Source organism: Psychrobacter sp. AOP30-A2-5 (genome assembly GCF_052378115.1).
Lineage (GTDB): Bacteria > Pseudomonadota > Gammaproteobacteria > Pseudomonadales > Moraxellaceae > Psychrobacter.
In genome coordinates this window covers 98488-105508 of record NZ_JBQSXK010000011.1, presented here as the reverse complement: position 1 = coordinate 105508, position 7021 = coordinate 98488, and the positions used below count along the sequence as shown (strand labels likewise).

The following is a 7021-nucleotide window of genomic DNA, read 5'->3' as shown; positions in this document are numbered from 1 at the left end:
CTCCTTTGAGGGCGGGGAGGAAGTCAAAGTTTAGACTCAGCTTCAAGTGAGCGCGTTTAACTACTTGGGAATCGAGAGCATGTCAAATCACCAATTAGACAATGCATCAAATAAGTCAGTCAAAAAAGCGGTATTGGTCTTATTTCATAACGATTTGCGCATAGAGGACAATGAAACGTTAGTCAAAGCGGCGACATTGACTAAAAGTAATCAAGGCAACCTGATGCTTATCTATGCTGGTTTTTTGGCTGATTGCATTGAACCGAAAGAGAGCCGTCAAGCTTACCACTTTAATGAGATGGGCGCTGCTCGTCAGCAGTTCTTGTCTGAGAGCTTGGCTGATTTGGATCGATCGCTTCAGCGCCTTGGTAATCGATTGCTGTATCTGTCGCCAAGCTATTCATCAAAGAGTCAGTTGTCACAAGATAAGGTGGAGTCTGCCTTAAACGCCTTTACTCAGTTATGCCAGCTCATTGAGCAGCAACAAGTCACCGATATCTGTGTCAGCCACACGGCAGATTATAATCAAAATAAAGGCTATGCTGCCTTGCAGAGCAAATATCCACAGATAATATGGCACAGGCAATCAACCCATACGCTATTTGCTGATTTACCGACACAAGACCTGCCCAAAAGCTTTACCCAGTTTCGCAAAAAGGTTGAAGCAAGCCATGATTTATTGAATGCTGACGAAGAGGTGGCTGTTTTTCCTACGCCAAAGTCGCTACCGCCAATGCCTGATGCGTTGATAGCGCATAGTAAATACCTTTTTAAAACACAACCATCTGATGAGCAAGCGCTTAGTTTTAAAGGTGGTGAAACAAATGCAATGATTCATTTAACTCACTATTTCGATTCTGCTGCGCCGCGCACTTATAAAACCACACGTAATGCACTGGATGACTGGACGCATTCCACTAAATTCTCGCCTTGGCTGGCAAATGGTTGCTTGTCTGTGAAAATACTATTGAATCGCTTACGTCATTATGAGCGTGAGATTATCGCCAATGAGTCAACGTATTGGATATGGTTTGAGCTGCTGTGGCGCGAGTATTTTTATTGGTATGCGATTGAACATGGTAGCAATCTATTTTTGTTTAAGGGCATTGGTCATGAATTACCAGCTACTCATTTTGACGATCAGCGTTTGCAGCAATGGCAGAATGGCAGCACGCCATATCCTATCGTCAATGCCTGCATGAATCAGCTAAAGCAAACAGGGTATATGTCCAATCGTGGCAGACAAATCGTTGCTAGCTGCTTTATTCATGAGCTGGGTTTAGACTGGCGTTACGGTGCAACCTATTTTGAGCAGCATCTTATCGATTATGATGTCGCGAGTAATTGGGGGAATTGGCAATATCTAGCGGGCGTAGGCGCTGATCCAAGAGGATGTCGGCAATTTAATCTTTGCAAGCAAACCCAGCAATACGATCCCAATGGTGAGTTCATTGATAAATGGCAAGGCGGTCATGTAAGTTAAAGCAGTTTATGGATTTTAGAGCACCAATACTAAATAGCACGTTCTAAACCGCTTAATAGTCTTATTAGCGGTTATTTTTTATGCTAATAGCAAACCGTTATAATGAGTTATAAAATTATCACTATTGTATAACTCATAACATTCATCTAAAATGAATCTTTAGGTTAAACTTTATTCACATGCTTCTAAGAAGACTGCCATGCAATCGATCAACTTACCCAGCAAGCCGCCCAGCTCTCCGCATCCTATTCTGAATTTGAGCTTTCGAATATTTTTTAGTGCTGCCGCGCTATTTGCCGTGATAACGATGCTGCTATGGTCTTTTGTATTTACTGGTCATACAGATATTGACGCACAAGCACTGAACCCATTGTATTGGCACGGTCATGAGATGGTCTATGGTTATGCCTTGGCGGTCATTGCAGGATTTCTCCTCACGGCAGTGAAGACGTGGACAGGGGTAATGATGCCGCATGGTTATAAGCTGCTGGCTATATTTGGCTGTTGGCTGCTGGCACGTTTGAGCTGGGCAGGTTTTGGGCTTGGTATGACGGTTGCGGGTAGCAGTATATCGTTGTTATATATCGCCGCAGTATTTGACTTATTGTTTATCGCTTCGATGGCATTTGTGATATGTCGAGCGGTATTACAGGTCAAGCAGTATAAGCAAATGGGTATCTTAGCGAAACTGGCATTATTGACCGTTGGCAATGGAATCTGCTACTGGGGTATTATCAATGCCGATATGAGTATGACTAAAATAGGTATTTATCTAGGGTTTTATTTAATTATCGGTTTGGTGCTGACCATTGGTCGCCGCGTGGTGCCATTCTTTATTGAACGTGGTCTGAGTCTTGGAACGACGGAAGTCATCAAGTTGCGCAATAGTAAAGTACAGGATATTGCGAGTTTATTGTTTTTCTTAGCGTTTTTTATCAGTGACTTGTTTTATCCTAATCAGTATCTGCTGACTATTACGGCGCTTGGCGTAGCAGTGGTTAATATCGTCCGTTTGGTAGGCTGGTATCATCGCGGTATCTGGCAAAAGCCATTGCTTTGGTCATTATATGTTGCATTTTTGGGCATGTGTTTGAGTTTTCTGCTGTATGCGCTGCAACCATGGTTGGGCTATACTCATAGTATTGCGATGCATGGGCTTGCCATTGCAGGCGTTGGTATGATGACCGTAGCGATGATGACGCGGGTATCGCTTGGTCATACGGGACGCAGCATTCATCAGCCGCCCAAGACGGTGAATATTATGTATGGTCTGATGGTATTGGCATTTGTCAGTCGCGTGCTGTTGCCGCTTGCCGATATGAGTCACTATCTATTATGGATCATGATTGCCCAAGGGGCGTGGATTGCTTGCTTCGTGCTATTTTGCATCAGTTATTTGCCGATGCTGGCACGTCCTAGACCTGATGGTTTGTTTGGTTAGAGCCTGTAGAGCCGTTATAATGCTATCGCCAAAATAATAGGGTATTTATCCAAGTCTATCGACTGATTGTTGATATTTTTAAGTAGATTATTTTGCAAATGTTATAAGGTTTTAAGACCTTTGTTTTCCAGACACTGTTTGTTTGAAATACCGTTTGTTTGAGACACTGACTTTTCAAGACCCTCATTTTCAAACTTATAGAGTTACATTGCTAAAATTTAAGCTGATACATATTTGAAAGATTTATATAAAATAGGAGCGCAAATAAATGCGATTGACCAATTATAGCGATTATGCGCTGCGCTCATTGATTTACTTGGCAGTGAGACCAGAGCCGCCATTACTTGCAAATATCAGTGATATTGCCGACAGTTATGGCATTTCTAAAAGTCATTTGACCAAGATTATTCATCAGTTGGGTCAGCTTGGTTATATAGAAAGTGTGCGTGGTAAAAATGGTGGTATACGTTTGGCTCGTGCGCCAAAAGACATCAATTTGGGTGTATTAATTAAAAAAATAGAGCCGGACTTTGATTTGGTCGAGTGTTTTGCGACACCCGCGAATGATAAGAGTAGTGATGGTCGACAGACTGGTTTGCCTATTACGCTTATTGATGAAACGACAAATAACGCTAGAGGCTGTGTCATTAGCCCAGCATGCCAACTAAAAAGTGTATTCTTTGAAGCATTAACGGCATTTATTAACGTCCTTGAGCGCTATACCTTGGCAGATATCATCAATAACGAAGATGAGCTAGCGTCTTTATTGTTTCGTTAATAACTTTTGATGTTGATGGCGTCATTGCAAAAAAGGGAGCGACCATCTTGGTCACTCCCTTTGTTATGCTTCTAATGTGAGATTATACGGTCAATTAAGCTTTTTCTAATTTTGGACGGGCTTTATCAATGGCTTTTAATAGCGCCACTTCAAATTCACCGTCATTGAATGTCACTAAATAGGAATGTGCGGCGCAGAAATTACGCGCATCGCGCCATTCATGTGCCAAATTGCTTGCCCAATCGCAGTATTGCTTGCCTGCATCGGGCTCATTTTTTAGCGCTTTTTTGGTCGTTGGGTGCAGTATCAGTTCAGGTAATATCGCCTCTAATAACTTCATCGGTGGACTCATAAAGGTATCATCGACGTGCAAGCTTTGACTGGCAGGATGATAGGCTAATAGTGAGCCTGCATGAATCATCTCATTGGGTGAGATATAGTGGATGCCTTGTGACATTGAGAACTTAAGCTCAGGGTAACGCTTGGCGACCGCATCGCTTTCAACCAAGTCATCTGCCCATTGTACTTCAGGTACTTTTTTATGGTGGCGGCGACTGCCATAAAAGGTCGCCTGCGGGAAGTCTTTTGCCATTTGTGCACAGTGCACCGTATGGAATGGGTGGACGTTCAGTACTGCTTCGACATCTTGACCATTATTGGTTAATGCCATCACCTCATCGCGTACGTCACCAGTCAATGAATAACTATCCAAAAATATAAACTTTCCTGAGTTTAACTGTATAAGTGAGCACTGAGTGCCAATGTTTAGAACACCGCCAATGCGAAAAGATCCGCGTATATTCCAAAATCCTGCCCCTAAATCATGAATTTTATCGGTCATTGAAATTATTCCTTAGTGTTTTTATTCGAGTTTTTTAATGTCTCAGCAATTTTAATAATGAATATTTCTTATCAGTAGATGACAACTTATTATAATTGATATCTTATTATGGTGAGTCATGTACCTAAAGTCTGTTATAAAAAAGATGTTGATTGTTAGGTTCAGTGTATAACGTTAAAGTCGGATATAAGCCTATATTACTCGAGGGTCATTGTCATTCATAGCTTATAATTTATAGATTATTATTTAATGAATCTGTATAATATCTCTCACTATTTAATTTGTATTTGAAGGTTGAGTCATGAGATTTTTTGGAAAAATGAGCGCATCAGCGGTTATGGCAACGATGTTATTAGCAGGTTGCTCAAGCCTAAACAATGATAACAGCGTCACTAAAATTGACACTATCCAAGCTGCTCAAACCGCACCAGTCCCACAAGTGGGTTTTCGTTTCAGCACTACTGAGAATTTTGATCTTGCCAATCAAAACAAACTTTCTTGGCGTGTGTTTTATGACAAACCCTCCACAGGTGCAGATGCTACTTGGTTTGACGCCGTAAAACATGGTGATCTAGCCACGGTCAAATACATGGTTAACAATGGTCAAGACTTAGAAGTTAAAGATACAGGTAGCCTTAACCAAACGGCGTTAGGCTGGGCTGCTTTTATCGGCTATGAAGATGTGGTCGATTACTTAGTCAGCAAAGGTGCTGATATCTATGCTAAAGATGACGGTGATGTTTATAACGTCATGAAATCTGCTGTACTGGGAAAAAATACCAATATTGTCAAAAAAGTACATACGTTATTGAATGAAAAAGCGCCTGTGGACTTAAATGATCAGACGGTAGAAAGTGATGGTGAAACCTTGATTATGGTTGCAGCTAGTAATAATCGCCTTGAAACTGTCAACTATTTATTGGCGCAAGGTGCTAATCCAAATCTAGTGGCAACGACCAAAGACAAAAAAATGGGCTCATATAATCAAGGTGCCTATTCATATGCGTGTTCGCGAGATTTGGTTGATATGCAAAAGCTATTAGCCGCCAATGGTGCCGTTAATCATCGCACTGGCAAAGCGAGCTGTGAATAATTGCGTTAATGATTTTATAAAAAAGGCTGCCATTTCGGTAGCCTTTTTCTATGCTAAGCGCTCCTAAGTCAGACGTTGACCAGCGGATCGTTTATAAGTGTCTAGTTTATCAGTGCTTTTCTCATGAGTGCCTCGTTTATGAGCAGTTTTTATAGTCGTAAGCGGATATACGAGGATTGTTGCCATAGTTGTCGTTACTACATAAAAACTGATCAAAGCGGGTATCGCCATTAATATAGCGATGCATCCAAGCAATACCGGGCTTGCTCAGTAATATCTCATTAAAACGATAACTTGGACAAAAATGGCTACCGTTCTTTATCTCAATCTTCATTTTTGCGCCTGTAGCCTTATCATAAAAACGACTGCTGTATTTTTTATTTGAGGCAATACGGTCATTTTGGCAAGTAATGAATAAAGCAGGCGTGTTCATTTCGCCATAGTCTTTATCGTGATAGGGCGTTTGCGGAATAATCGCTCGAACCGTCTGACGTTTTGTCGCTAGCTGGAGCGCGCCGCCGCCGCCCATTGACCAGCCAATAGCACCCAAGCGTGTACTATCTATCTGAGCGCCTACCGTATTGTCACGAAGCATATGATCAAGCGCGGCACTTAACTGCGCCGCACGGCTCTCTGGGTCATCATAAATGGAGTTGGTATCGATGGTAATAACCACAAATCCCCAAGATGCCAAACGCGGCCCCCACCATTTAATAGAAGATTCGTAGGACACATAACCCGGTACTACTGCGATTCCGCCTAACAGACCACAGCCGCCTGCATTGGTTGGATAATAAATAGTTCCGCCACCAAAGCCGTTGGCTAACTGACGAGGAACGGGTTTTTTGGCCACCGAAAAAGGCCCTTTATCACGCGTATCTGAAAGATTAGCCGCTGTAATAATACTGTCGGCGATACAGTTTGACGGCACGGCTGGTGCTGATACAGACGATGTTATTACAACCGCTGACGCTATCGGGGTTGATACTATTTTGGTCGATTGCTCTTTAATTGTGAGCTTGTTAGTTGCGGCTACTTCGTCTAACGTAACTGCCGACGCACTTATAGAAAAAACCAATGCACCTATAGCGACAATCCATTGCGAATAAAAAGGGTATTTGGGCATGATAGAGAGTCTGCTATAGGTGAGTTGGATTTTGCCGCAGGTTATATTTTGTGGGTATAAGTTTTTGTAGATCGCATTTATATATAATAGATCAAAATAATAGTAGACAGTAATCTGCTTGCTGTCAAAAATATACGTCACCTACGCAGTATACAAAGCAGCAATTTTTAGTGTTCAACAGACCCTAAGCATCAATAAAGCAATACCGATAACACACCGAAACCAGAGTCTGGTATTTGGTGTGCTAAAATCATACCTG

The 7021-nt window shown here is 41.9% G+C and carries 6 protein-coding genes; 4 read left to right on the top strand and 2 right to left on the bottom strand.

The window, feature by feature from the left end:
- The first annotated feature begins 79 nt into the window (after nucleotides 1–79).
- The 3 genes from ACT3S4_RS09500 to ACT3S4_RS09490 all read left to right on the top strand — a co-directional run bounded on the left by ACT3S4_RS09500 (nucleotide 80) and on the right by ACT3S4_RS09490 (nucleotide 3702).
- Nucleotides 80–1483 (top strand): DASH family cryptochrome, encoded by a 1404-nt coding sequence (locus ACT3S4_RS09500; RefSeq protein WP_109590056.1) that lies wholly within the window; start codon nucleotides 80–82, stop codon nucleotides 1481–1483.
- A gap of 199 nt (nucleotides 1484–1682) precedes the next feature.
- A complete protein-coding gene (locus tag ACT3S4_RS09495) occupies nucleotides 1683–2924 on the top strand; it encodes an NnrS family protein (RefSeq protein ID WP_087815877.1) in 1242 nt (413 codons plus the stop codon).
- A 268-nt stretch (nucleotides 2925–3192) separates the two neighbouring features.
- Entirely contained in the window at nucleotides 3193–3702 is a 510-nt protein-coding gene (locus tag ACT3S4_RS09490) for an Rrf2 family transcriptional regulator (protein WP_087815879.1), read from the top strand.
- Between the two features lie 94 nt (nucleotides 3703–3796).
- On the opposite strand, the gene ACT3S4_RS09485 is transcribed toward ACT3S4_RS09490, so the two are convergent.
- Nucleotides 3797–4543, bottom strand: coding sequence for a hypothetical protein (locus tag ACT3S4_RS09485; protein ID WP_109590054.1), 747 nt, complete (start codon nucleotides 4541–4543; stop codon nucleotides 3797–3799).
- A gap of 301 nt (nucleotides 4544–4844) precedes the next feature.
- Here ACT3S4_RS09485 and ACT3S4_RS09480 point away from each other — a divergent pair, with 301 nt between their 5' ends.
- The gene (locus tag ACT3S4_RS09480) at nucleotides 4845–5636 is read left to right on the top strand and encodes an ankyrin repeat domain-containing protein (RefSeq protein ID WP_227676062.1); all 792 of its coding nucleotides are present in this window, start codon (nucleotides 4845–4847) and stop codon (nucleotides 5634–5636) included.
- A gap of 136 nt (nucleotides 5637–5772) precedes the next feature.
- Here the strand turns inward: ACT3S4_RS09480 and ACT3S4_RS09475 are convergent, their stop codons facing one another.
- Nucleotides 5773–6762 carry a dienelactone hydrolase family protein gene (locus tag ACT3S4_RS09475; protein ID WP_109590052.1) on the bottom strand — a complete coding sequence of 330 codons (990 nt, stop codon included), beginning with the start codon at nucleotides 6760–6762 and terminating at the stop codon, nucleotides 5773–5775.
- Between the last annotated feature and the right edge of the window lie 259 nt (nucleotides 6763–7021).